This window comes from Pseudomonas sp. 1152_12 (assembly GCF_052850675.1).
In genome coordinates, this window is the sequence record NZ_VXCW01000003.1 from 13,037 (window position 1) to 36,536 (window position 23,500).

Annotated in this window: 21 protein-coding genes; 11 read left to right on the forward strand and 10 right to left on the reverse strand. The window is 59.2% G+C overall.

What is annotated here, in order from left to right; genetic code table 11:
- The first annotated feature begins 50 nt into the window (after window positions 1-50).
- The 9 genes from FW764_RS05455 (at window position 51) to FW764_RS05495 (ending at window position 10,153) form a co-directional block, all read left to right on the forward strand.
- Window positions 51-1,358 carry a CitMHS family transporter gene (locus FW764_RS05455; protein WP_446433092.1) on the forward strand — a complete coding sequence of 436 codons (1,308 nt, stop codon included), beginning with the start codon at window positions 51-53 and terminating at the stop codon, window positions 1,356-1,358.
- 65 nt (window positions 1,359-1,423) lie between these two features.
- A complete protein-coding gene (locus FW764_RS05460) occupies window positions 1,424-2,191 on the forward strand; it encodes a TerC family protein (protein WP_446433093.1) in 768 nt (255 codons plus the stop codon).
- 210 nt (window positions 2,192-2,401) lie between these two features.
- Entirely contained in the window at window positions 2,402-4,060 is a 1,659-nt protein-coding gene (locus FW764_RS05465; RefSeq protein ID WP_446433094.1) for a Na/Pi cotransporter family protein, read from the forward strand.
- Window positions 4,061-4,117: 57 nt separating this feature from the next.
- Entirely contained in the window at window positions 4,118-5,500 is a 1,383-nt protein-coding gene (locus FW764_RS05470; RefSeq protein WP_446433095.1) for a M16 family metallopeptidase, read from the forward strand.
- A gap of 70 nt (window positions 5,501-5,570) precedes the next feature.
- Window positions 5,571-6,602 carry a DUF5924 family protein gene (locus FW764_RS05475; RefSeq protein WP_446433096.1) on the forward strand — a complete coding sequence of 344 codons (1,032 nt, stop codon included), beginning with the start codon at window positions 5,571-5,573 and terminating at the stop codon, window positions 6,600-6,602.
- A gap of 54 nt (window positions 6,603-6,656) precedes the next feature.
- Window positions 6,657-7,805 (forward strand): MlaE family lipid ABC transporter permease subunit, encoded by a 1,149-nt coding sequence (locus FW764_RS05480; protein WP_446433097.1) that lies wholly within the window; start codon window positions 6,657-6,659, stop codon window positions 7,803-7,805.
- On the forward strand, window positions 7,802-8,605 hold the full coding sequence (locus FW764_RS05485) for an ABC transporter ATP-binding protein (RefSeq protein ID WP_446433098.1): 804 nt from the start codon (window positions 7,802-7,804) through the stop codon (window positions 8,603-8,605). The genes FW764_RS05480 and FW764_RS05485 overlap by 4 nt, the downstream gene beginning before the upstream one ends.
- Window position 8,606: 1 nt before the next feature.
- A complete protein-coding gene (locus FW764_RS05490) occupies window positions 8,607-9,545 on the forward strand; it encodes an MlaD family protein (protein WP_446433099.1) in 939 nt (312 codons plus the stop codon).
- Complete coding sequence (locus FW764_RS05495) at window positions 9,542-10,153, forward strand: ABC-type transport auxiliary lipoprotein family protein (RefSeq protein ID WP_446433100.1); 612 nt, start codon at window positions 9,542-9,544, stop codon at window positions 10,151-10,153. Before FW764_RS05490 ends, FW764_RS05495 begins: the two co-directional genes overlap by 4 nt.
- Before the next feature lie 92 nt (window positions 10,154-10,245).
- On the opposite strand, the gene FW764_RS05500 is transcribed toward FW764_RS05495, so the two are convergent.
- From FW764_RS05500 to FW764_RS05520, 5 genes are all read right to left on the reverse strand, one after another.
- Window positions 10,246-11,475, reverse strand: coding sequence for a nucleoside recognition domain-containing protein (locus tag FW764_RS05500; RefSeq protein ID WP_446433101.1), 1,230 nt, complete (start codon window positions 11,473-11,475; stop codon window positions 10,246-10,248).
- Between the two features lie 97 nt (window positions 11,476-11,572).
- The gene (gene gltP, locus FW764_RS05505) at window positions 11,573-12,904 is read right to left on the reverse strand and encodes a glutamate/aspartate:proton symporter GltP (protein ID WP_446433102.1); all 1,332 of its coding nucleotides are present in this window, start codon (window positions 12,902-12,904) and stop codon (window positions 11,573-11,575) included.
- A gap of 730 nt (window positions 12,905-13,634) precedes the next feature.
- Window positions 13,635-14,102: an inhibitor of vertebrate lysozyme family protein gene (locus FW764_RS05510; RefSeq protein WP_446433103.1), complete on the reverse strand. Its 468-nt coding sequence runs from the start codon at window positions 14,100-14,102 to the stop codon at window positions 13,635-13,637.
- 2 nt (window positions 14,103-14,104) lie between these two features.
- Complete coding sequence (locus tag FW764_RS05515) at window positions 14,105-14,269, reverse strand: DUF1328 domain-containing protein (protein WP_003170804.1); 165 nt, start codon at window positions 14,267-14,269, stop codon at window positions 14,105-14,107.
- 79 nt (window positions 14,270-14,348) lie between these two features.
- The gene (locus tag FW764_RS05520; RefSeq protein ID WP_446433104.1) at window positions 14,349-14,633 is read right to left on the reverse strand and encodes a hypothetical protein; all 285 of its coding nucleotides are present in this window, start codon (window positions 14,631-14,633) and stop codon (window positions 14,349-14,351) included.
- A 389-nt stretch (window positions 14,634-15,022) separates the two neighbouring features.
- Here FW764_RS05520 and algB point away from each other — a divergent pair, with 389 nt between their 5' ends.
- Both algB and FW764_RS05530 read left to right on the forward strand, forming a co-directional pair.
- On the forward strand, window positions 15,023-16,369 hold the full coding sequence (algB, locus tag FW764_RS05525) for a sigma-54-dependent response regulator transcription factor AlgB (protein ID WP_407021597.1): 1,347 nt from the start codon (window positions 15,023-15,025) through the stop codon (window positions 16,367-16,369).
- Window positions 16,370-16,379: 10 nt separating this feature from the next.
- Window positions 16,380-18,167 (forward strand): ATP-binding protein, encoded by a 1,788-nt coding sequence (locus tag FW764_RS05530; protein WP_446433105.1) that lies wholly within the window; start codon window positions 16,380-16,382, stop codon window positions 18,165-18,167.
- 50 nt (window positions 18,168-18,217) lie between these two features.
- Here the strand turns inward: FW764_RS05530 and FW764_RS05535 are convergent, their stop codons facing one another.
- The 5 genes from FW764_RS05535 to FW764_RS05555 form a co-directional block, all read right to left on the reverse strand.
- Window positions 18,218-18,994: an N-acetylmuramoyl-L-alanine amidase gene (locus tag FW764_RS05535; RefSeq protein WP_446433106.1), complete on the reverse strand. Its 777-nt coding sequence runs from the start codon at window positions 18,992-18,994 to the stop codon at window positions 18,218-18,220.
- Between the two features lie 88 nt (window positions 18,995-19,082).
- Complete coding sequence (locus tag FW764_RS05540; RefSeq protein ID WP_446433107.1) at window positions 19,083-21,152, reverse strand: diguanylate cyclase; 2,070 nt, start codon at window positions 21,150-21,152, stop codon at window positions 19,083-19,085.
- The gene (locus FW764_RS05545) at window positions 21,149-22,027 is read right to left on the reverse strand and encodes an endonuclease/exonuclease/phosphatase family protein (protein WP_446433108.1); all 879 of its coding nucleotides are present in this window, start codon (window positions 22,025-22,027) and stop codon (window positions 21,149-21,151) included. Before FW764_RS05545 ends, FW764_RS05540 begins: the two co-directional genes overlap by 4 nt.
- 10 nt (window positions 22,028-22,037) lie before the next feature.
- Window positions 22,038-22,676, reverse strand: a complete 639-nt coding sequence (dsbA, locus tag FW764_RS05550) for a thiol:disulfide interchange protein DsbA (RefSeq protein WP_446433109.1) — start codon at window positions 22,674-22,676, stop codon at window positions 22,038-22,040.
- A 170-nt stretch (window positions 22,677-22,846) separates the two neighbouring features.
- Window positions 22,847-23,473, reverse strand: coding sequence for a c-type cytochrome (locus tag FW764_RS05555; protein ID WP_094949668.1), 627 nt, complete (start codon window positions 23,471-23,473; stop codon window positions 22,847-22,849).
- Window positions 23,474-23,500: the final 27 nt, after the last annotated feature.

Consider the following 23,500-nt stretch of genomic DNA (forward strand, 5'->3'; position numbering starts at 1 on the left):
ACCCAGCCCGGTTCGCCATTCCCTAGCCGCGCCACGCCTGGAGTATTCCTATGCTGACTTTCCTTGGCTTTGCCATGGTCATCACGTTCATGTTCCTGATCATGACCAAGCGCTTGTCTGCGCTAATTGCCTTGATCATCGTGCCTATCCTGTTCGCGCTGTTCGGCGGTTTCGCACCGAAGATCGGCCCGATGATGCTTGAGGGCATCACCAAGCTTGCGCCGACTGGCGTGATGCTGATGTTTGCCATCCTCTACTTTGCTTTGATGATCGACTCCGGCCTGTTTGATCCGGCCGTGCGCAAGATCCTCAAGATGGTCAAGGGCGACCCGCTGAAAGTCTCAGTCGGCACCGCCGTGCTGGCCTTGGTGGTTTCCCTCGACGGTGACGGTGCCACCACCTATATGATCTGTGTCGCCGCCATGCTGCCGCTGTATAAGCGCATCGGTATGAGCCCACGAATCATGGCCGGCCTGATCATCCTCGCCGGCGGCGTGATGAACATGACCCCTTGGGGTGGTCCGACGGCGCGTGCCGCCAGTGCGCTGCATGTGGATCCGTCGGATATTTTCGTACCGATGATCCCGGCCATGGCCGTCGGCGTGGTCGCGATCCTGGCGATCGCCTACATGTACGGCAAGCGCGAACGCGCCCGTCTGGGCGAGCTGCACTTGCAAGTCGACGAGATCGACCACAGTGAGATCAGCGTGTCGCAATTTCCGGACGCCCGCCGTCCGAAACTAATCTGGTTCAACGGCGCACTGACCTTCGCTCTGATGTGCACCCTGATCGCCGGCCTCTTGCCGCTGCCGGTGTTGTTCATGGTTGCGTTCAGTATCGCGATGATCGTCAACTACCCATGCCTGCAACAGCAGAAAGACCGTGTCGCCGCCCATGCTGGCAGCGTACTGGCAGTGGTGGGGTTGATCTTCGCCGCAGGTATTTTTACCGGCATTCTGTCGGGCACCGGCATGGTTGATGCCATGTCCAAAAGCCTGCTGGCAGTCATCCCGGAGGCCATGGGCCCTTACCTGGCGGTGATCACTGCACTGGTGAGCATGCCGTTTACCTTCTTCATGTCCAACGATGCGTTCTACTACGGCGTACTGCCAGTACTCGCCGAAGCCGCCAGCCACTACGGCATCACCGCAGTGGAAATGGCTCGTGCATCGATCGTCGGCCAACCCGTGCACTTGCTCAGCCCGCTGGTACCCTCGACCTACCTGCTGGTCGCATTGGCCGGTATCGAATTTGGCGATCATCAACGCTTTACCCTTAAGTGGGCAGTGCTGGTGTGCCTGTGCATAATGTTCGCCGCTTTGCTGATGGGGATTTTTCCGCTGTTCAGCACTCTATAATCGTACCTACTTAACCGCGCGGCGCTGCAGCTTGCGCGGTTTAACATTCGCTCAAAGGAATACACATGGAATGGCTGACCAATCCGGAAATCTGGATTGCCTTCTTCACCCTGACGGCCCTCGAGATCGTCCTAGGCATCGATAACATCATCATGATTTCGATCCTGGTCAGCCGCATGCCCAAGCATATGCAGGCGCGTACCCGGATCTTCGGCCTGGCCTTGGCCATGGTCACGCGAATCATGTTGCTGTTGTCCATCACTTGGGTGATGCAACTGACCGCCGACCTGTTCGTGGTATTCGACCAAGGCATTTCCGGTCGCGACCTGATCCTGTTCTTCGGTGGCCTGTTCCTGCTCTGGAAAAGCTCCCAAGAGATGTATCACGCGCTGGAAGGTGAAGACGAAACCCACGACGAGCCAGGCGGCAAGGGTGGCAAATTCATCTACACCATCATCCAGATCGCGATCATCGACATCGTGTTCTCGCTGGACTCGGTGATTACCGCCGTTGGTATGGTTTCCCATGTACCAGTCATGGTCGCTGCAATCGTGGTTGCCGTACTGGTGATGATGCTGGCTGCTGGCACCATCAGCGAATTCATTGACAAACACCCGTCGCTGAAAATGCTCGCGCTGTCGTTCCTGTTGGTAGTGGGTACCGTGCTGATCGCCGAATCCTTCGATGTGCACGTGCCAAAAGGCTACGTCTACTTCGCCATGGCATTCTCGCTGGCCGTTGAAGCGGTCAACATCAAGATGCGTACCGCCATCGCGAAAAAGAAGAAACAACAGGATCCAGTGAAACTGCGCAAGGACATTCCGGGTCAATAACACTGACCCGCTGCTGAAAAGGGGCTTTCGAGCCTCTTTTTTTCATCTGCAAAAAACTGATTTCATGACAGTTTTATTTCAAACACGACTTTAGCTATGCGATGCTGGCGCGCAGCCCATTCGCCAACTACAGCTTAAGTACAAGACGTAGAACAGCACGCGGCGATTCTTATTTGCTCTTCTTGAGCTAACCCACACGGGGGGCCGAGCATGCTGACCTTGCTCAATCTGCTTTCCGCCGTGACCCTGCTTATCTGGGGCACGCATATCGTCCGTACCGGCATCTTGCGGGTCTACGGTTCCAACTTGCGCCAAGTCATCGGGCAGAACATGTCCAAGCGCTGGCTGGCGTTTATCGCCGGTATCTTGGTGACGGCCATGGTGCAGAGCAGTAACGCCACGGCGATGCTGGTGACATCGTTTGTCGGCCAAGGCCTGATGGGGCTGATGCCCGCCCTGGCGACCATGCTCGGTGCCGACGTCGGTACGGCGTTGATGGCACGGGTACTGACCTTTGACCTGTCCTGGCTGTCACCGCTGCTGATCTTTCTGGGGGTGATTTTCTTCCTGTCGCGCAAACAGACGCGGGCGGGGCAGATGGGTCGAGTAGGGATCGGCCTGGGCCTGATCATTCTGGCATTGCAGCTGATCGTCGAAGCTGCCGGGCCGATCACCCATGCCCAAGGCGTAAAAGTGCTGTTCGCCTCGCTGACCGGCGACATCTTGCTGGATGCCTTGGTTGGCGCACTCTTCGCGATGATTTCCTACTCCAGCCTGGCCGCCGTGTTGCTCACGGCAACCCTGGCCGGCGCCGGTGTGATCGGCCTGCACGTGGCCATTGGCCTGGTAATCGGCGCCAACATCGGCAGCGGCGTGCTGGCCTTCCTCAGCACCAGCATGCAAAACGCTGCCGGTCGGCAAGTGGCACTGGGCAGCTTACTGTACAAACTGATCGGCTTGTTGCTGATCATTCCGGTACTCGATCCTCTCGTCGGTTGGATGGACGGCCTGGACTACAGCGCCCAAGGCATGGTTATAACCTTCCACCTGCTCTATAACGTCAGCCGCTGCCTGATTCTGCTGCCCACCATCGGGCCGATGGCACGTCTGTGCGCCTGGTTGCTGCCGGAACAAGCCGAGACCAACGGCAAAGCCAAACCTCGCCACCTCGACCTTGCCGCGCTCGACACCCCAAGCCTGGCGTTGGCCAACGCCGCCCGAGAAACCCTGCGCCTGGGTGACCTGATCGACAACATGCTGACCGCGATGCTCGAAGTGTTGCGCGGCAAGCAAACCGCCATTACCCAGGAAATGCGCAGCCTCAGTGACGATGTCGAAGCCCTGTACAGCGCGATCAAGCTTTACCTGGCGCAAATGCCTCGCGAAGACCTCAGCGAGCAGGACAGTCGCCGTTGGGCTGAAATCATCGAGCTGTCGATCAATCTGAAACTGGCCGGCGACCTGATCGAACGCATGCTGCGCAAGGTCCAGCAGCAGAAAACCTCACAGCGCCGCCAGTTCTCCGAAGTAGGCTTGGAAGAACTGGCCGGCCTGCATACCCAGCTGATTGCCAACCTGCGCCTGGGCCTGTCGGTTTTTCTCAGCGCCGACCCCGAAAGCGCCCGCCAACTGCTGCGCGAAAAGCGCCGCTTCCGCGCCCAAGAGCGCCGCCTGGCACACGCACACGTCAGCCGCCTGCAGCGTAAAATCGTGCAGAGCCTGGAAACCAGTTCCCTGCACTTGGAGCTGATTGCCGACATGAAACGCCTCAACTCGTTATTCTGCAGCAGTGCCTATGTAGTGTTGGAAACCACCGACACCGGCGCACTCTCCGCCGAAGATATTGCCGACATCACCCATTCACCCTGAACGTACGACGGTGAGTGAAGTCAGTTAAGAGTGGACCTCACTCGCCAGGAAGCTGTTATGCGTCGCCTGTTATTCGCCTGCCTGCTCATGGGCTCTGCACACGTCTTCGCTTTTGACCGCTTGCAAGTCGAGGGCTACACCTTGCCCAACGGCCTGCAATTGCTGCTCAAACCGGGCACCGAACGCGGGCACGTGGCCATCCGCTTAGTGGTAGGCGTAGGCCTGGATGACTTCCCATGCGAAGAAAAAGAGCTGCCGCATCTGCTCGAACACTTGCTGTTCAGCGGTATCGATGGCGGCGGTGAAGGCGACCTTGAAGACCGCATGCAAGCCTTGGGCGGCGAGTGGAACGCGTACACGAGCAACGCCGACACCACCTTTGTGATCGAAGCCCCGGCGCAGAACCAGCGCAAGGTGCTCGACCTCCTGCTGGCTATCATCACCCGCACCGAACTGACCGACGCCAACATCGCTGCGGCCAAGCAAGTGGTCGAACGCGAAGACGGCGGCCATTACTCACACCTGCAACGCCTGCTCGACCGCCAAGACCTGGGCCACACCGCCAGCAACCAATTGGCCGTAGAACTAGGGCTCAAATGCGCCGAGCGTGCCGAGGCCGACCATCTGACCCGCGACCATTTAGAGACACTGCGAAAAAATTGGTACGCGCCCAACAACATGACGCTGATCATCGTCGGTGACCTCGACAAGCTGCTGCCAGCGTACCTGGAACGCACCTACGGCCAACTGGATCCGGTCGAACCGACCGAGCATCTGCCCCTACCAGAAATTCAGCACACCGCCGCCAACCACCGTGACTTGATTCACGGCTGGCTCGGTGACAGCGCCAAACTGCACTGGCTGTTCCCCGAGCCGGTACTGGACGACCAGCACGATGAAACCTACGACCTGCTCAAGGACTACCTCGACTGGGCGTTGTACCGCCAACTGCGCCTCAAGCACGGTTTGTCCTACGGCCCATGGAGCGAACGCGAAGTACTCGGCGGCGTCGGTTTCCTCAGCCTGAATGCTGACCTCGAGCGGGACAACCTGGCCGAAGCCGAACAGGTGCTGCAGCAACTCAAGGCGCAACTGCTCAAGGACGGCCTCGACGCAGCAACCTTCGCCCGCTTGCAACAAGCCGCCATCGCGCGCCAAGCCTGGGCCGTGCAGGGCAACAGCGCGCTGGCCGATTATTACTGGAGTGCGTCCGGCGACTACGCCAACGGCCACTTCAGCGACCCGGTCAAACGCATCAAGGCCGTGAACCTTAAACAGGCCAACCAGGCCATGCGCCAAGTATTCGAGCAGCCGGGCTATTGGCGCATCGAAAAGCCGCTGCTGAGCTATGACAGCCTGAGCTGGATCGGCGCCGGCGTGCTTGGGTTGATCGCCAGTGTGTTGGGCGGCCTGCGGCTTTATCGCAAACGAATCGCGTAATGAGACACCGAACACAGGGCTAAGACGTTAATCTGTCTGGGTTTTTTCCTACATACACTGTGAACCGCCCATGCCAAACCTGCCGCCCCTTATCCAGCGCATCCTCGTACTGATCAAGCGCTACCCTGGGGTGATTGCGCTCGGCGGCTTTATCTCGGGTGTGTGCAGTTTCATCTTGGTAGATCGCCAGCAAGGCATGGCCAGTTGGATCGCAGTGATCATGCTGGTGAGCTGGTTGTGGCTGATGCTGGAAAACAGCTTTACCCGGCTGTTCACCAAAGTCTTCAAGCGGGAAATTCCCGAGCCGCTGCTGCGCTACGCCACTCAGATGATCCACCAGGAAAGTCTGTTCTTTGTACTGCCGTTCTTTTTTGTCACCACCGCCTGGAACAGTGGCCAATCGGTTTTCACCGGCCTGCTCGGAGCGGCGGCGCTGGTGTCGATCATCGACCCGCTGTACTACAAGTGGCTGGCGCCTAAACGTTCGTTGTTCCTTGCGCTGCACACACTGACGCTGTTCGCTGCACTGCTCACCGCGCTGCCGATCATCCTGCACCTGACCACCGCCGAGAGTTACAAGTTAGCGCTGGGCGTGGCCATGGCACTGTCGATCCCGAGCCTGGCCGTGAGCCTGCCGCTGCGCAGCATCAAAGGCTGGGCGATGCTGCTGGGAGTGACCGCCGCGATTGGTTGCGCCGGTTGGTTCCTGCGCAGTTGGGTGCCGCCGGCCACCTTGTGGATGACCGAAGTGGCGATCAGCACTCAGTTGCAGGACCGCACACCGGGCGACGACCTCAAGGAAGTCACCGCCGCCCAGCTGCGCAGCGGCGGGCTGTACGCCTACACCGCAATCAACGCACCGCGCGGGCTGGATGAGCGGATTTACCATGTGTGGAAATTCAATGGCAAAGAGGTCGACCGCATCGCCCTGGATATTCACGGTGGGCGCAAGGAAGGCTACCGCGCCTGGACCCACAAACAAAACTTCCCAGCCGATGCGGTAGGCCGCTGGCAAGTGCGGGTGCTGACGGAGGACGGCCAGGTCATCGGCGTGCTGCGCTTCAAAGTCACTGACACAGCACAAACGGACACGCCAAAGTAGGCTGTATCGTGCTATTACGTAGGAATTCTGGATAGCCAAACAAGCTCGGAGCTTATGACCACCCGTACCACGGCCGGCGCAGCCCACCTCGATACGTCTACCGCACCTCCGTTACTCAGGATTACGGGGGACTGGACGCTTGCCCACTACGCCAATCTAAAGAGGCTGAGCGACAAGCTCGACGGTCAGTACGACGCTGGCGCACGCATCGACCTCAATGGCCTCGGTGCCCTGGATACCGCCGGTGCCTCACTGCTGGTCGAGTTGCTGGGCCCGGACCGCATCGAAGACTCCGCCGAGCAGACCGATTGCAGCCTGTCCGCCGCCGACCGTGCATTGCTCAAGACCGTTTACCGCTCACTCAATAACTTCTGCGTACCAGACAAAGCGCCGGAAGAAGCCGCCGGCATCCAAGTGCTGGCGCGCATCGGCCACGCGGTGGACACCGTCTGGCAAGACAGCAAGAAGCTGCTCGGCTTTATCGGGCTGATCCTCGAAACCTTCGCCCGCGGCATTTTCCGCCCCAAGCGCTGGCGGCTGACGCCAATGGTCGCGCATATCGAACAAACCGGCCTCGACGCTGCGCCTATCGTGGCGTTGCTCACATTCCTGGTTGGTGCAGTGGTGGCTTTCTTGGGCGCCACGGTGCTCAAGAGTTTCGGTGCGACCATTTTCACCGTGGACCTGGTGGCGTTCTCTTTCCTGCGTGAGTTCGGCGTATTGCTCACCGCCATCCTGATCGCAGGCCGCACCGCCAGCGCCTTTACCGCGCAGATCGGCTCGATGAAAGCCAATGAAGAAATCGATGCGATCCGCACCCTGGGTCTAGACCCGATGGAGCTGCTGGTATTGCCACGCGTTACGGCGCTGCTGGTGTCGCTGCCGATGTTGACCTTCCTGGCCATGCTCTCGGGCATTGTCGGCGGCGGCGTAGTATGTGCCGTGGCATTGGATATTTCTCCGGCGATGTTCCTCTCGCTGCTGCAATCGGACATTGGCGTACAGCATTTCTTGGTGGGTATGGTGAAAGCGCCGATCTTCGCCTTCCTGATTGCCGCGATCGGCTGTCTTGAGGGCTTCAAGGTCAGCGGCAGTGCCGAGTCGGTTGGGGCCCACACCACGTCCAGCGTGGTCCAATCGATCTTTGTGGTGATCGTGCTGGATGCCGTTGCCGCGCTGTTCTTTATGGAGATGGGCTGGTGAGTCGTCTACACCGTGCGCCCACTGAGGCGGTGATCGAAGTACGCGGCCTGTGCAACCGCTTTGGTAGTCAGAGCGTGCATGAAAACCTCGACCTGGATTTGTATAAAGGCGAGATCCTGGCAGTGGTCGGCGGCTCCGGCAGCGGCAAGTCGGTGTTGCTGCGCAGCATCGTCGGCTTGCGCCGGCCGAGCGAAGGCGAGGTCCGGGTGCTCGGCAAGAACCTGCCAACTCTTTCGGAACATGAACGTTCGCTGATGGAGCGGCGCTTTGGCGTGCTGTTCCAGAAGGGCGCGCTGTTTTCCTCGCTGACCGTTACCGAGAACGTCGCCCTACCATTGATTGAACACGCCGGCCTCAACCGTCGCGATGCCGAGCACCTGGCGGCGGTCAAACTCGCCTTGGCTGGCTTGCCGCTGTCGGCGGCCGATAAATACCCGGCGTCGCTGTCCGGCGGCATGATCAAGCGCGCCGCGTTGGCGCGAGCCTTGGCGCTGGACCCGGACATCCTGTTTCTCGACGAACCCACCGCTGGCCTCGACCCAATTGGCGCAGCGCAATTTGACCAACTGATCCTGACCCTACGCGACGCGCTGGGCCTGAGTGTGTTCTTGGTCACCCACGACCTCGACACGCTGTACACCATCACTGACCGCGTGGCGGTGCTGGCGCAGAAGAAAGTGCTGGTGGCCGATGCCATCGATGTCGTCTCGGAAACGAACGACGCCTGGATTCACGAATATTTTCACGGCCCCCGGGGCCGCGCGGCATTGGATGCCGCTCAATCGCTCAACGAGGTATGACATGGAAACCCGAGCCCATCATGTGATGATCGGTCTGTTCAGCGTGATCGTGGTGGTCGGCGCGATGCTATTCGGCCTGTGGCTGGCCAAGTCCAGCATCGACAGCGCCTTCCAAGATTATGAAGTGGTGTTCAACGAGGCGGTCAGCGGCCTTTCGCAGGGCAGTTCGGTGCAGTACAGCGGGATCAAGGTGGGCGACGTCATCAGCCTGCGCCTGGACCCCAAGGACCCGCGCCGCGTACTCGCGCGCATCCGCCTGGCCGGGCAGACGCCAATCAAGGAAGACACACAGGCTAAGCTGGCCCTGACCGGTATCACCGGCACCTCAATCATCCAGCTCAGCGGCGGCACACCGCAAAGCCCGGAACTCACGGGCAAGGGCGGCAACCTGCCGGAAATCATTGCCTCGCCATCACCTATCGCGCGGCTGCTGAATAACAGCAACGACCTGATGACCAGCATCAACCTGCTGCTGCACAACGCCAACCACATGTTCTCCCGCGAGAACGTCGAGCGCCTGAGTAACACCTTGGACAATCTGCAGCAAACCACCGGCGCCATCGCCGACCAGCGCGGCGATATCAAAGTGGTGATGCAGCAATTAATGCAGGTGAGCAAACAGGCGACCGCCGCCCTGGAACAAACCACAGTGCTGATGCGCAATGCCAATGGCTTGCTGAACGATCAAGGCAAACAGGCCTTCGGCAGCGCCGAACAGGCGATGAAATCTCTTGAGCAAAGCACTGCGACCATCAACACCTTGCTGACCAACAACAAGGACTCGGTCAACAGCGGCATGCAGGGCCTCAACGAACTGGCACCGGCCGTGCGCGAACTGCGTGAAACATTGGGTTCGCTGCGCGCCATCTCCCGCCGCCTCGAAGCCAACCCCAGCGGTTACTTGCTGGGCAGCGACAAGAACAAGGAGTTCACGCCATGAAGCGTGCTTACCAATTGATTGCCCCTGTGGCGCTGGCGCTGATCAGCGCCTGCTCGATTCTGCCCAAGCCGGACCCCTCGGATGTGTACCGCCTGACATCAGCCCAGACGACCAGCCAAGGCACGCCGGTGAGCTGGTCGTTACGCGTGAGCAAGCCGCAGAGCAGCGAGTTTCTCGACAGCCCGCGCATTGCCGTGGTGCCCAATGGCGACCTGATCAGCAGCTATGCGCACTCACGCTGGAGCGACCCGACGCCGGTGTTGTTGCGCAATCGCTTCATGGACGGCTTCCAGCGCGATGGGCGGGTGACGTTGCTGAGCACCGACGAGACCAACCTGCAGGCCGACTACGAGCTGGGCGGGCAGTTGCAGGCGTTTCAGAGTGAGTACCACGCCAGTGCGGTGGAGGTGGTGATTCGCCTGGACGCGCGACTGGTACGTGGGAGTGATCAGCGGATTATTGCCAGCCGGCGGTTTGAGGTGAAGCAGCCGGTGGGTGACACCAAGGTGCCAGCGGTGGTTGCCGCGTTTGGGCAGGCCGGGGATCAGTTGAACAAGCAGGTGGTGGATTGGGTGGTGCAGCAGGGCAATGCTGCTGCGAAACGCTGAAGGCCTCATCGCAGGCAAGCCAGCGCCCACATTTTGAATTGTGAATACATTCAAATGTGGGCGCTGGCTTGCCTGCGATAGCGATTTAAGTCTTAACCAAAGAACCAGTAGCAGACCGCAATCGCCGCCACGACACCGGCAAACTCCGCCAGCAACGCACACCCCACCGCATGCCGTGCCCGCTGGATCCCAACCGAACCGAAGTACACCGCCAACACATAGAAGGTGGTTTCGGTACTGCCCTGAACCGTCGCAGCCAACAACGCCGGGAAGCTGTCCACACCTTGGGTCTGCATGGTCTCGATCAGCATCGCTCGCGCAGCGCTGCCGGAGAACGGCTTGACCATCGCCGTCGGCAGCGCATCGACAAAACGCGTGTCCATGCCGGTCCAGGCCACCACATGGCGAATACCTTCCAGGCCGAAGTCCAGCGCACCGGATGCGCGTAACACACCAACGGCACACAGCATCGCTACCAGATAGGGCAGCAGGTTCTTGGCTACGTCGAAGCCCTCTTTGGCGCCCTCGACAAACGCCTCGTAGACTTTGACCTTACGTAGCGCACCGATCACCAGAAACAGCATGATCAGCCCAAACAGCGTCAGGTTGCCAAGGATCGAAGACAGGCCGGCCAACGCCGTGGCGGACAAGGTCGCCAACAACGCCATGAAACCACCCAGTACCAGCGCACCGGGAACCAGGTAGGCCAGCACCACGGGGTCCCACAGGCGCAGGCGCTGCATCACCGCGACCGAGAGCAAACCCACCAGGGTCGAGGCGCTGGTAGCCAGCAGGATCGGCAGGAATACTAGCGTCGGGTCGGCGGCGCCTTGCTGGGCGCGGTACATGAAGATCGTCACCGGCAACAACGTCAGCGAAGACGCGTTCAGCACCAGAAACAGAATCTGCGCGTTACTCGCGGTGCTGGGGATCGGGTTGAGTTCCTGCAGCGCCTTCATGGCTTTCAGGCCGATAGGCGTGGCGGCGTTGTCCAGGCCCAGGCCGTTGGCAGCGAAGTTGAGGGTGATCAAACCGATGGCGGGGTGGCCGGCCGGCACCTCCGGCATCAGGCGGCGAAACAACGGGCCGAGGGCCTTGGCCAGCCAGTCGACAATCCCGGCCTTTTCGGCGATGCGCAAAAAGCCCAGCCATAAGGTCAGGGTGCCGAACAGCAACACCATCACTTCAACCGACAATTTGGCCATGGCAAAAATGCTTTCCACCATCGCCGCGAAAATCCCGGCATTACCGCCAATCAGCCATTGCGCCAGCGCTGACACCATTGCCACGACAAAGAAGCCAAGCCACAGGCCATTGAGCATCAGTTAAATCCCCCGAAAGATGGGGCGAATGATAGCGGGGCTGGCAGAAACGACAAACCCCGGATTTCCCGGGGTTTGTCTCACAACCGTCGCTCTATCAGCCGCGGGTAGCTTGCGCGGCCGGCGAGGCTGGCTTGCTGCGCCAGTGCGGCAGGGAGTTCCAGTAGCGCTCACCTTTGGCGTCGTCGTACATGCCTTCCCAGCGGGAGATGACCAATACGGCCAAGGCGTTGCCGATCACGTTCAGCGCGGTACGCGCCATGTCCATAATGCGGTCGACACCGGCAATGAACGCCAGGCCTTCCAGCGGAATACCCACGCTGCCCAAGGTGGCCAGCAGCACCACGAAGGACACGCCCGGCACGCCGGCAATACCTTTAGAGGTGACCATCAACGTCAGCACCAGCATCAATTGCTGGCCGATCGACAGGTCAATGCCGTACAGCTGGGCGATAAAGATAGCCGCGATGCTCTGGTACAGGGTCGAACCGTCGAGGTTGAACGAGTAGCCGGTCGGCACCACAAAGCTGCAGATGGCCTTCGGCGCGCCGTAGGCTTCCATCTTCTCGATCACACGGGGCAGCACGGTTTCGGAACTGGCGGTGGAGTAGGCCAGAACCAACTCGTCCTTGAAGATGCGTATCAGCTTGAGGATCGAGAAACCAAACAGACGCGCGATCAGGCCCAATACCGCAAAAGCAAAGAACAGGATGGCCACGTAAACCAAGATCACCAGCTTCGCCAGGGGCAGCAAAGAGGCGAAGCCGAAGTTGGCGACGGTCACCGCGATCAGGGCAAATACGCCGATTGGGGCGTACTTCATGATCATGTGGGTAACTTTGAACATGCTCTCTGACACACCCTGGAACATGGTTACCAGTGGTTCGCGCAGTTCCGGCTTGAGGCTCGACAGCCCTAGGCCGAACAGCACCGAGAAGAAGATGATCGGCAGCATTTCGCCACGGGCGACGGCGGCGAAGATGTTCGAAGGGATCAGGTTGAGGATGGTCTCGATGAACGCATGCTCATGCTGCACTTCGGCGGCAGTAGCCGTGTATTTGGAGATGTCGACCGTACCCAAGGTACTCATGTCGATCCCAGCGCCCGGGTGGAACAGGTTGGCCAACAACAAGCCGACCACAATGGCGATGGTGGTGACCACTTCGAAGTAGAGGATGGTTTTGACGCCGATTCGACCGAGTTTCTTCGCATCTCCCACACCGGCGATGCCGACGATCAGCGAGGAAATCACAATCGGGATCACGATCATTTTGATCAGGCGGATAAAGATATCGCCCGCCGGCTGCAACACATTGCTGATCCACCAGGCTTTTTCAGCACTGAAATGGTTGAGCACTGCACCGATTGCGATCCCCAATACCAAACCGATGAGGATCTGCCAGGCGAGGCTTAGCTTTGCCTTCTTCATGTCATTACCCTTACTTCAAGTGGACTTAAGGCAAATGCGCCAGCTGGAACGCTCGGAAGCGAAAAAGTGTGTGCATCTGCCTCCGTAGAAGGTCACCGCAGCGTGGCCGAAATGGCTTACTGGCAGGCGAAAAAAGGCGCAACTATTCCCATGCAAGGGAGCGACGTCTAATGCCGTAAACGCCTACCCTATGCCGAATCGGCATGGCTTTTTTTGTAAATAACTGTCCGAACGGTCAGTTCAAATACGCCATTTAGGCAGGTGAATATGCCGTGAACCGGCCAATACCGGCTTGCTCAGAGATATTGGACGACTTTCAGCGATTCGCAAAAATGTCTGAGATTTGATGAGCTTGGCGTCGGATATGGCCTATGGCGCGAGCGAAATTTTCTCGATAGAAGGTCGCCTCGACACACCAAGTAATGTTTGTGAGAAGGCAAAAAATAAAACAGCGGCTATGGGCGACATACAAGATCGGTCATGAGAGCGATAAGCCCGTCGCAAGTTCAGCAAGCTTGAGGACTTGTGAACTTGCGTCGCAGCTTTTCGCCTGACCCGGCCCTTGCGCAGGCACTCCCTGTACCCGTAGGTCACGCCGATCTCGATTGATCAGAGCAACCCGGCCCCCTGGTCATGCATCGCCCTTGGTGGGCGATGCTGACAGAAAGAAGCGAAGGAGCTTCTTTCTATGGACGCCGGCCCCGTTGACGACAGAAGCGTCAGACGGAACCTAGTACCAATTCGGATCTTTCTTTAGCTGCTCCATCAGCAGCTTTTGCATGCCTTCGTTCGGCTTACCGATAAAGCGGTAGTCGGCGTGCCGTGTCGGGGACTTGTCTGACGGCAGACCGGCCGGGACGTGTACCAACATGGCGTAGGCATCTTCCTTGTCGTAGCTGAAGGCAACTATCAGACGCTTGTTCAGGCATGTGTCCGCAGTTTCGCAGAGTGGCCCGACCAAGTACTTCTCGCCATCTTCTTCCACGGCATTCATTTGATCGGCCGTCCCGGACAGGTTCATCACCCATTCCGGCAGGCGCTCTTCTTTTTTCACCACGCCTTGCCAGGTTTCGCGGTACTGCTTGTCCGCACTGAGCAATTCGTTAGCCCGTGATTGGCCGTCATTGGCGGCCATCACCAGGCCGCTACCGCCCAAGAGCAGGGCGGTAGCAATGGCCTTAATAGACAAAGTGGTCATATTCAGCCTCGGCCGCGACGACCAAAGAAGAACGAAGCGATAAACATCACCAGGAAGACCACAAACAGAATTTTTGCGATACCCGTGGCGGTGCCCGCGATACCACCGAAGCCCAAGACTGCAGCCACAATGGCAATGATCAGAAATGTGATTGCCCAACTCAACATGGTGATTCTCCTTACGCTTTTATAGGGGTAACAGCGGTAGTACCGTGCGGCCGCTCAACACAAGCGACCTTTTTGTTGCCTAGAACACCCAACGCTCTTGAGCGGGCAATTCGTTCAGAGTCGAATCCTGGTCAACTACTCTCAACTGCGGGGCGGTTACATCGGCGGTAACGCTGCCAACGGAACGAAAATGGGTCTGGGTCATCACCGGACGTTCAAATTGCGGCGCTTGCTGCTGACTCTGTTGCCAATGCTGAAACTGCTGACCGGCAATCAACGTGACCATCAACGCCAGGCTGGCGAAGAGACCTTGCTGCAAACGCACTGGCGACACACGCAATGGGCTGAGGCTTTGGCGAGTCATGCTGCATTTCTCCCGCATTCTGATTATTCGGTCATGACACTATGAGAGAGGTATTGCAGGGTGCATGCCAGACTTTTTACAAAATAAAACTCAATAAAATCATAGACTTATAAATAACTTACAACCACCGAGCCCAGCATCCTGCACGATACCCCTATCCAGGCCGTGCGAAATGCACGATGGTCAATGGTCGGGCCAAGGGATCGAAATCGAATATCGAGTTGCCGAAGTAGCAAGAAGGCACGAAAACGCTACCAACCAGCGCGTTCGTAGGGGGATGTGCAGATACCTGCGCGACGTTGCCTTTTATCAATCAGAATAAACCATGCAACTTGCCCGATTATTCCGGGACTAAACACCATCATTCATAGTTAAGGAGCGCGGGACAGATGGAATCAGCCAAGGAACTTCAAGGCCGCATTCTTTTAGTGGATGACGAATCCGCGATCCTTCGCACCTTCCGTTACTGCCTGGAAGATGAAGGCTACACCGTAGCTACCGCCAACAGTGCCGCCCAAGCCGACGCCCTGATGCAACGCCAGGTGTTCGACCTGTGCTTCCTGGACCTGCGCCTGGGCGAAGACAATGGCCTGGATGTATTGGCGCAGATGCGTATCCAGGCACCATGGATGCGTGTGGTGATTGTCACCGCGCATTCCGCCGTGGATACCGCCGTAGACGCGATCCAGGCTGGCGCCGCCGACTATCTGGTAAAGCCCTGCAGCCCTGACCAATTGCGCTTGGCCACCGCCAAGCAGTTGGAAGTACGCCAACTGTCGGCACGCCTGGAAGCGCTGGAAGGCGAGGTGCGCCAACCCAAGGACGGCCTCGACTCCCACAGCCCGGCCATGATGGTGGTGCTGGAAACCGCACGCCAAGTCGCGGGCACCGACGCCAACATTTTAATCCTGGGCGAGTCGGGTACAGGTAAAGGTGAATTAGCTCGGGCCATTCACGGCTGGAGCAAACGTTCGAAGAAATCCTGCGTGACCATCAACTGCCCGTCATTGACGGCAGAGCTGATGGAGAGCGAGTTGTTCGGCCACAGCCGCGGCGCCTTTACAGGCGCCAGTGAGAGCACGCTGGGCCGAGTCAATCAGGCAGACGGCGGCACACTTTTTCTTGACGAGATCGGCGATTTCCCCCTTACCTTGCAACCCAAATTGCTGCGCTTTATCCAAGATAAGGAATATGAGCGCGTCGGTGACCCTGTGACCCGCCGTGCTGATGTGCGCATCCTCGCGGCGACCAACCTGAACCTGGAAGACATGGTGCGCGACGGCCGTTTCCGGGAGGATTTGCTCTATCGCCTCAACGTGATCACCTTACACCTGCCGCCATTGCGCGAACGCAGTGAGGACATTCTTACCCTGGCCGACCGCTTCCTGGCGCGCTTCGTCAAGGAATACGCCCGACCGGCGCGCGGTTTCAGCGACGAGGCGCGTGAAGCGCTGCTCAACTACCGATGGCCAGGGAATATCCGTGAGCTGAGGAACGTTGTTGAGAGAGCTAGCATTATCTGCCCACTGGAAAAGGTCGAAATCAGCCACCTCGGGATGGCCGAGCAACCGACTAACAATGCGCCGCGAATCGGCGCTGCGCTGAGCCTGGATGAGCTGGAGAAAGCCCATATCGGTGCGGTACTTGCCACCAGCGACACCCTGGACCAAGCGGCCCGCACTCTGGGCATCGACGCGTCGACCCTGTACCGCAAACGCAAACAGTACAACTTGTGAGCTGTACCTTATGAAGCTAGCGATGAAACTGCGCACTCGTTTGTTTCTGAGTATCTCAGCGCTGATCACCGTCGCCCTGCTGGGACTGGTCCTGGGACTGGTCAGTGTTATGCAAATGGCCAAGAGCCAGGAGTCGCTGATCCGCAGCAATTTCATCACCTTGGACCTTGGCCTCAAGCTGCGCCAGACCTTGGGTGACCAGTTGATCCTGATGGTGCAGGAGCAACCTGACCCCGAGGTGCTGAAAACCTCAACACAGCAATACTTCGCCCTGCTGGATGAGGGCATCGCCCATGAACAGCAAGACGGTAGGCTCAGCGGGTTCAGCCAGGCACGCGTTGACTACCTGAACTTTCTCAAAGCATTTGACGAGGCCCAGCAACACTCGCTGGCCAATAATAAAAACCAAAAGCTGACAGACACCTTCAATGCGTTGCGCAACGGCCTGATCACCGAACATAAGCACGCCTTGGAGAACATCAACGCCAGCGAACACAAATCCCGCGATCGAGCGCTGTTGATTGCCGGTCTTCTGGGCCTAGTGGGCCTGGCGGTATTGATCATCGGCTTCATCACCGCCCATGGCATCGCCCGACGCTTTGGCGGGCCGATTGAAGCTTTAGCCAAAGCCGCCGATAAGATCGGGCAGGGCGATTTCGAAGTGACGCTGCCGATCTCTTCAGCAGCGGAAATGAATCTGCTGACCCGGCGCTTCGGCATCATGGCCGAAGCGTTGCGCCAGCATCAGGCGACCAATGTCGATGAATTGCTGGCCGGCCAGCAGCGCCTGCAAGCGGTGCTCGACAGTATCGACGACGGTCTGTTGATGATCGACCGCCAAGGTCGCCTGGAGCATCTCAACCCCGTCGCTCAGCGCCAGCTGGGCTGGGACGAGGCGCGTTTAGGCCAGGGCCTGGGCGAGGCGCTGGGCCGCCCGGAAATGGATGAACAGCTGCGACTGGTACTGCGCGGCGGCAACCTGGAGCGGGCGCCGGAAGATCTGGAAGTGGAGGTTGAGGGCGAGCTGCGCCTGCTGACCTACAGCCTGACACCGGTCAGCCACACCCAAGGGCACATCCTCGGGGCAGTGATGGTGTTGCATGACGTCACCGAACAGCGCGCCTTTGAACGCGTGCGCAGCGAATTCGTGTTGCGCGCCTCCCACGAACTGCGCACGCCAGTGACCGGCATGCACATGGCCTTCGGGCTGTTCCGCGAGCGGGCGAAGTTTCCGGACGAGTCCCGTGAAGCGGACTTGCTGGATACGGTCAATGAAGAAATGCAGCGCCTGATGCAGTTGATCAACGACTTGCTCAACTTTTCGCGCTATCAGAATGGCCTACAAAAACTCACCTTGGGGCCCTGCGATGTCACCGACCTGCTGGAGCACGCACGGGCGCGTTTCACTGAGCTGGCGAGTGCTCAGAACATCGAACTGCTGGTGGAAGCCCAACCTGATTTGCCCAGGCTGTATGCCGATCAGGCTCAGCTGGAGCGTGTACTCGACAACTTGCTGGGCAACGCGTTGCGCCATACCGCCGCTGGCGGGCAAATTCGCCTGCAGGCACGCCGCCATGGCGAGCGCGTGATTATCAGCGTCGAAGATAACGGCGAAGGCATCGCCTACGGCCAGCAAGGCAGGATCTTCGAACCCTTCGTGCAGGTGGGCCGCAAAAAAGGCGGCGCCGGCCTGGGGCTGGCACTGTGCAAAGAGATCGTGCAACTGCACGGTGGCCGCATGGGCGTGTATTCTCGGCCGGGGCAAGGTACGCAGTTCTATATGGCGTTGCCGCTGTAGTCTGGCCGCTCGAGCTATCTGTTGGCCACAATTTGAATCGGGTTACACGCTTAACTACGGTTCAATGCGCGCAATATCGCAGCACTTTCAGCATCCGGCGTGCCATCAAACAGCGATGGCCGGAAGTGCATTTGGAAAGCCGCGATCACATGTCGTGTAGCAACATCCAACTCACCGGTCTGCGGTGTCTGGTAGCCCAGGCGGGCCAGCTCTTCCTGGAACCAGGTGACGCTGGGCAGATCAGCCGCGTACTGCACCTGGAATCGAGCAACGGCCTGCGCGTCCGGCCAGACCCCCAAGCCCTCAGCCGCTAAACGCTTCCACGGGAACAACGGGCCCGGGTCGAGCTTGCGCAGCGGCGCGATGTCGCTATGGCCGATGATGTTCTTGGGGTCGATGCCATTGCGCTTGCTGATGTCCTTGAGCAACACCACCAACGACCGCACCTGCGCCTCGGAATACGGGTACCAGACACGGCCCGTCGGGGTATCACGATAGCCTGGGTTGACGATCTCGATGCCGATAGAGCTGGAGTTGAGCCAGGTACGCCCCATCCACTCGCTTTCACCAGCGTGCCAAGCGCGCTGGCTCTCATCCACCAGCTTGTAGATGGTGCCAGATGCGTCGTCACCGATCAGGTAATGACTGCTGACCGGGCCGTGGGTTAACAGCGTCAGGGAGTGTTCAAGGTTGGTTGAGGTGTAATGGACGACCACGAACTGCACGCGGTTGTCGTGGTTAACCGAAGGGTGGCTGGTGTTCAGACGCGGGCCAGTGGCGCAGCCGGCGAGCAGGAGGAACATAAAGGCGATGCAAAAGGATTTCATAGCAGAAGACATTACGCTGAAGACGATAATGCAACAGTGTAACGTACCGTTTGTGGCTGGGCGGTCAAATTACAATATGGAACATATTTTAGGCCACCTGCACCTGATTACGTCCCGCCGCCTTCGCCCGGTAAAGCGCCTCATCGGCACGCTTGAGCGCCAAGTCACTGCGCTCACCCGGCTGGAACTGCGCCACGCCCATGGATACCGTGATCGTTACCCGCTCCCCCTTGAAGTGGAACGGGCACGCTTCGATCGCTGCACGTAACACTTCCCCCGCACCCCGGGCATCCGCCAAAGCCGAGTCCGGCATCAACAATACAAACTCTTCCCCGCCAAAGCGCGCAATAAAGTCAGTAGGGCGCAGGCGTTTGCGCAGCACATTGGCAATGATTTTGAGTACCTTGTCACCCGCCAAGTGGCCGTAGCCGTCGTTGATGCGCTTGAAATGGTCCAGGTCCAGCATGGCCAGAGACAGGCTATTGCCGCGTTGGTGCCAGGTATTCACTTCATGATCCAGACGCTCGCTCCAGGCTGCACGATTGGGCAGGCCGGTGAGCGGATCGATCAACGCCTTCTGGCGCTGTACTTCCAGATGCTCGCGATAGCCCTGGGCTTCCTGCTCCATGCTCGCCACCCGCTCAGCCAAACCTTTGAGGCTTGCTGCCACCTCCTGCTCGCGCTGGGCACGCTGCTGCTGGTGTGCATCCATGGTGCCGAGCAGGCCTTCGAGGTGGCTCTCCAGCACATGCTTGAGGCTGTCCAGATCGGCCGCGTCCTGCACGCTGCTTTGCAGACCGTCGACCTGCTCACGAATCTGCGTGTCCAGCTCCTGCGCGGCCGAGCGGCTGTCGGCATGGCCTTCACTCGCTACCTGCAGGTGGCCCTGGAATGCCTCGAGGCGCTCGTTGAGCTGCTTGAGGTAGGCTTCGAACTCGTGCTGACCACTGTCGGTGATCGCCAGCATCAGCACGGCCAGGTCGTCGAGGATCGGCAGCAGTTCGTACCAGTTCAAGCCGTGGGCCAGGCGCTCGCGCATGGCTTCGGCCTGAGGCCGGTGAGGCTCAGGCAGCGATAGATCCTCCAACAGGCCGAGCAAGGTGTCTTCGATATGCTTGGCGACGGAGCTGTACGACGGCTCCGGCGAGTCGGGCAGAGCGTAGATGCCGTCCGATTGCAATTCATCCGAATCGGGCTCGGGACTTTCCAGTACGGGAGGCAAGGACAAGCTGCCGATAGCAGTTTCGGCCGGCGTATCGACCTCGACCTGAGGCTCTTCGATAAAGGCGGCGAGCGCACTCTCAGCAGCGACTTCCTCGACGAGCAACTCCTGCGCATCGGGATCAAGCGTCTCGACTGACACCACTGTGGGCTGCGTTGGAGCCGGTGTCTTAATCACAAAGGCTTCGCCGGCGACCTCTGCCACTTTGAGGGGCGCAACCGGCTCAGGCTCCACTGATGACGGTGTTTGTGGTAATGGTGCGAAGGCGCGCAACGCGTGTGCCAGCGCTTCAGATTGCGCCGGTTCCGGAGACTCAGGAGCGGGCTTGATCGCGGCGGGCTTCGGCGCAGCCAACCCGGGTGTAGCCAGCGGGGTGACTTCGGCCACTGGCGCATCATTCGGGACGTCCTTTGCACCAAACAGGCGTTGCAGCAGGCCCGGCCCAGAGCGTGGGGGTTCACTGTCCGGCCCCAGATTATTCAGTGCCTGCCCCTGCAAGCTACTCAGCTCACTAAGCAAAAGCGGAATCTCCCGCGCCTGTCCGACTCGGCCGTCCAACTGTTTGGCAAAGGCTTTCAGCGGCCGGGCTACCTCACGCGGCAGCGGTAGCTTTTGCAACTGAGCGACCAAGGCGATGAGCGCGGCACTAATCTGGTCGACCCGCGTCTCGCGAAGCTGCTCCGAGTCCAGCACGGCTTTTTCCAGACGTGGCAGCAGGGCGGCGAGCGCGGCGTCCATGTCTTCGGTACGCACGACGTCGCGCATCTCCTTCAAGCATTGATCGACCGCGCGGTCAGTCCCTTCTGCCGCCAGCGTGCTGCGCACCAGACCTCGGCGCAACAAGTCGAGGCGGGCCGCCCAGCGGCGTTCTAGCTTGTCTTGCTGCTCAATACTTTTTAGGTATTTCTCTTTCCAGCGCTGGGCGTCGTCGCTCATGCAAGCGGTCCGCTGGTGGCTGGGCTCAACGCGGGTAATGCATCAGCCGTGAGCGAACCCGGCAGACGAATCTCTACCGCGACCGGCAGGTGATCGGAGATGGGCTGCGCCAGCACCTGCACGCTTTCGAGCGTAAGGGTCGGGCTAAGCAGGATATGGTCAAGACAGCGTTGGGGGCGCCAGCTGGGAAACGTGGCTTCGACCTGCGGCGCCAGTAGCCCGAGGTCCCGCAACGGGGAATTCTGCAGCAGGTCGTTGGCATGGGTGTTCATGTCCCCCATCAATACCTGGTGCTTGTAGTTGCCAATTAATTCACGAATGTAGGCGAGCTGCAGGTTGCGCGTACGCCCCCCGAGCGCCAGGTGCATCATCACCACCACCAAGGCTTCCGGGCCTTCGCCGAAACGCACGAGAATCGCCCCCCGGCCCTTGGGACCTGGCAATGGATGATCTTCGATGGCGGTCGGCTTCAAGCGGCTGAGCACACCATTGCTGTGCTGCGCCAGGCGCCCAAGGTTGCGGTTGAGTTGCTGATACCAATACGGGAACGCGCCGAGCTGAGCCAAGTGTTCCACTTGGTTGATGTAGCCGGAGCGTATGCTACCGCCGTCAACCTCCTGCAGGGCCACCAAGTCGAAGTCGTTCAGCAGGTTGCCGATCTTTTGCAAGTTAACGGCCCGCCCGTTGTGTGGCAGCAGGTGCTGCCAACCACGGGTGATGTAGTGCCGATACTTCTCGGTACTGATGCCCACCTGAATATTGAAGCTGAGCAGCCGCAAGCGGCTGTCTGGCAGCAGGCCCGTGGTTTCCAGGTGGTGCTCGTTGACCTGCGGGTCGTGCAGGCCAACGACGCGTTCAGTACCCCAGCGGCGCATGGTAGGCCCCTTACTTGGCTGCGCGCTCTTTGGCGATCAGTTGGTCGGCAACGTTGAGGGTTTGCTCAGGACCACCGGTAGTGCCCAGGTCGAAACGGTATTTGCCGTTGACGACCATGCTTGGTACGCCTTGCACGCCGTATTTCTGCGCGAGTTCCTTGGCCTGCTTGATCTGACCTTGGATGGCGAAGGAGTTGAAGGTAGCCAGGAACTTATCCTTGTCGACGCCTTGAGTGGCGACGAAATCAGCCATTTCTTCAGGCTTGGTCAAGCGCTTACCTTGCTTCTGGATAGCTTCGAACACGGCGTTGTGGACTTTGTGCTCCACACCCATGGCTTCCAGGGTCAGGAAAAGCTGACCATGGGCATCCCATGGGCCGCCGAACATGGCCGGGATGCGACGGAAATTAACGTCAGACGGGAGTTTTTCAGCCCATGGATTGATGGTCGGCTCAAAGGCGTAGCAATGCGGGCAGCCATACCAGAACAGCTCCACCACTTCGATCTTGCCTGGCTCCGAAACCGGAACAGGGTTGGCCAATTCAACGTAGGTTTTACCGGCTTCAAGCGGCACATTATCGGCAGCTTGTGCGGTCATGCCGAAGAGGCTGACAGTGACGAGAGCGGCGCTGAGGATCAGATTACGCATGCTTTACTCCTGGACAAATAAAGTCGCCTCACGCGACCTTTAGGTGTGACAGGTCTACGCGGGCATGAGTTCGTTAGTGTACCGGCACCGGCCACAAAAAAGGGCGGCCTAAGCCACCCTTTTTATGCTTGCATCGATGGATTAATCGAGCGTTAACGTCGCCGGACTCATCAGTGCAGGCCCTGGATATAGCTGGACAGTGCTTCGATATCTTTATCCGACAGCTTTGCCGCAATGTCAGTCATCATTTTGTTGCTGGCATCGCCATCGATGTAGCGAACCTTCTCGCGGAATTCCTTCAATTGCTTGGCGGTGTATTGGGCGTGCTGACCACTCAGGTGAGGGAAGCCAGCCTCTGCCAGGCCACTGCCGCCTGCGATGTGGCAAGCCTTACAGGCGGGCATGCCGCCGATGGGCTGGTCTTCAGCGAGCTTGCCACCCTGAAACAACGCCTGGCCTTTGTCGACCAGCTTCGGATCGGCAGCTCCCACACTGCCCTTCTGGCTGGCAAAATACGCCGCGATGTCCGCCAGGTCCTGATCGCTGAGGTTAGTCAGCAGGCCGGTCATTTCCAACACCGTGCGCTTGCCGTCCTTGATGTCGTGCATCTGCTTGGTCAGGTAACGTTCGCCCTGGCCGGCCAGTTTTGGAAAGTTTGGCGCCGGGCTATTGCCGTCCGGTCCATGGCAAGCACCACATACGGCGGCTTTCGCCTGGCCAGCAGTGGCGTCGCCTGCGGCATGGGCAACACCGGTGATGCCCAAGGTCAACAGCAGACTCACGATCAGTTTGTTCATCAGCTAATCCAACTACGGCTAAGGGTT